Annotated in this window: 2 protein-coding genes and 1 pseudogene; 1 reads left to right on the top strand and 2 read right to left on the bottom strand. The window is 69.1% G+C overall.

All coding sequences use genetic code 11. From position 1 onward, the window contains the following. Positions 1-208: 208 nt before the first annotated feature. Together AB0N17_RS46620 and AB0N17_RS46615 are read right to left on the bottom strand one after the other, a co-directional pair. Positions 209-823 carry a DUF6233 domain-containing protein gene (locus AB0N17_RS46620; protein WP_366017721.1) on the bottom strand — a complete coding sequence of 205 codons (615 nt, stop codon included), beginning with the start codon at positions 821-823 and terminating at the stop codon, positions 209-211. Positions 824-825: 2 nt separating this feature from the next. Beyond that, entirely contained in the window at positions 826-1,230 is a 405-nt protein-coding gene (locus AB0N17_RS46615) for a hypothetical protein (protein WP_366017720.1), read from the bottom strand. A gap of 40 nt (positions 1,231-1,270) precedes the next feature. On the opposite strand from AB0N17_RS46615, the pseudogene AB0N17_RS46610 reads away from it, so the two are divergent. After that, a pseudogene (locus AB0N17_RS46610) lies at positions 1,271-1,497 on the top strand (hypothetical protein); the annotation flags it as partial.

Genomic DNA, 1,497 nt, shown 5'->3' with positions numbered 1-1,497 from the left:
CCTGCCGTCCGTGGAATTTGAACAGATCATCAACGACAAACGCGCCGAGGCCCGTCAGGAGACCCGAGGCCCCGTAACCGGAGCCTCCACGCTCCCAGGGAATCGACAGCGACTGCCATCACGATGTCGAGCCGCACCAGGTGTACATCGAGCGTGCTCTGTGTTCCATCCGCAACAAGTACCCCGCGAACCGCCTCAACAGCGGTGTTCAGCTGTCGTCCGTCGGTGCTGTGCCGTTCTCTGTTCTGTGTGGTGCCGCTCTTTCGGGCTGGGTGGTTATGGGGGGCGTTTCGCTGGAGTCCGTGTCCGGTCGGGATTCGTCGCCGCCCTGTTGTCGGGTCTGGCGGTTCTGATCGGTCTGCCGCCGTTCCGGGGTGAGGGATCGGGCCGCGTCGCACTGGATGCAGGCTGCTGCGCGGGGTTGACGGAGCGCGGCAAGGGCCTCTTCCCGGGTGAGTGTCCGGTCGCTGGGGGTGCAGCCGATGACGTGGAGGAGTGTGCCACCCAGGTGTCCGGGGCGGTGGGGCAGGTACTGGAGTGTCCATGCAGGCGGGCGTTCTCGGGACGGGGTATCTGTTCCGGACAGACGATGGGTCGGGACGTGCTCGTAGGAGACCCCGGGTGCCGGGCGGGCGTGTGCGGGACTCACCCAGAATCTCTGCTCGGCAGGTTCGGCGGAGCCGTTTGTGCCGTTCTGCCACACCAGGATTCCTACCTGGTAGAGCCAGCCGTCCTTCACCTGTCGGCGGGAGTGCAGCCGTCCGCGGACTTCCTGGGCGTCGGGGAGTATGACGAAGATCGGAGCCCCTTGAGGTGACGTCATGGTCACGAGCGGCGATCTTGGAGCACGAGCAGCGCTGCGAGGGCCGTGGCGGGGTCGGGGTCGGGTTGGCCGATGGGCCACCAGGCGCCGTCCTCTTTCCCGTATGGATACCAGCGGCCGTCGCGACCGTAGCGCAGTTGGCGGTCGCGGCCGACGACGGTCCAGCGGTTGCGCCACGCGCGCAGCTGGGGAGGCCGTCCGTCCGCCCAGTCCTCGGCGAGCGAGGCTCGGGCGCGGGTGAGTACGGATGGGTCGGGGGTCCAGGGGCCCTCCAGGACTGCGAGTGCGGTCGTGCCGCCGTTCCTCCAGGCTCGTACCGCCTGGGCGAGCTCGATCAGCGGGCGGCCGGTGCTCTCGGCGATCCGGGCGAAGACCTCTGTCTGTGGGTGCTCGGCGGCGATGCGCACAGCGTCCTGCCACTCCGTCAGGTCACATGGATCCGGTGGTGTGTCGTTCGCCAGCGCGGCGGCGAGTTGGCGACGGGCGCGCTCGGCTGCGTCGGCGGCCAGGGTTTCCAGCGCCTTCGGGTCGATGCCTGGTTCGGCGGGCCGGGACGTCGCGAAGACGGGCGGGTGCCCGGTGCGTTCGGGCAGGGGCGGCGGCCCGCCCTATGTGGCGGGCTTCGAAGCGGCCGGCGAGATCGTTGCCATCGGTACGGACGTCGTCAACCCACT

Origin of the sequence: Streptomyces sp. NPDC051133, assembly GCF_040682635.1 — a bacterium.
In the GTDB taxonomy this organism is placed as follows: domain Bacteria; phylum Actinomycetota; class Actinomycetes; order Streptomycetales; family Streptomycetaceae; genus Streptomyces.
Note: the sequence above shows the minus strand (reverse complement) of the source record. Positions and strands in the feature narration are given on the sequence as shown.

Excerpts from the sequence above, each read along its gene's own strand:
- AB0N17_RS46620 (WP_366017721.1), bottom strand. The coding sequence starts at position 823 with ATGACGTCACCTCAAGGGGCTCCGATCTTCGTCATACTCCCCGACGCC.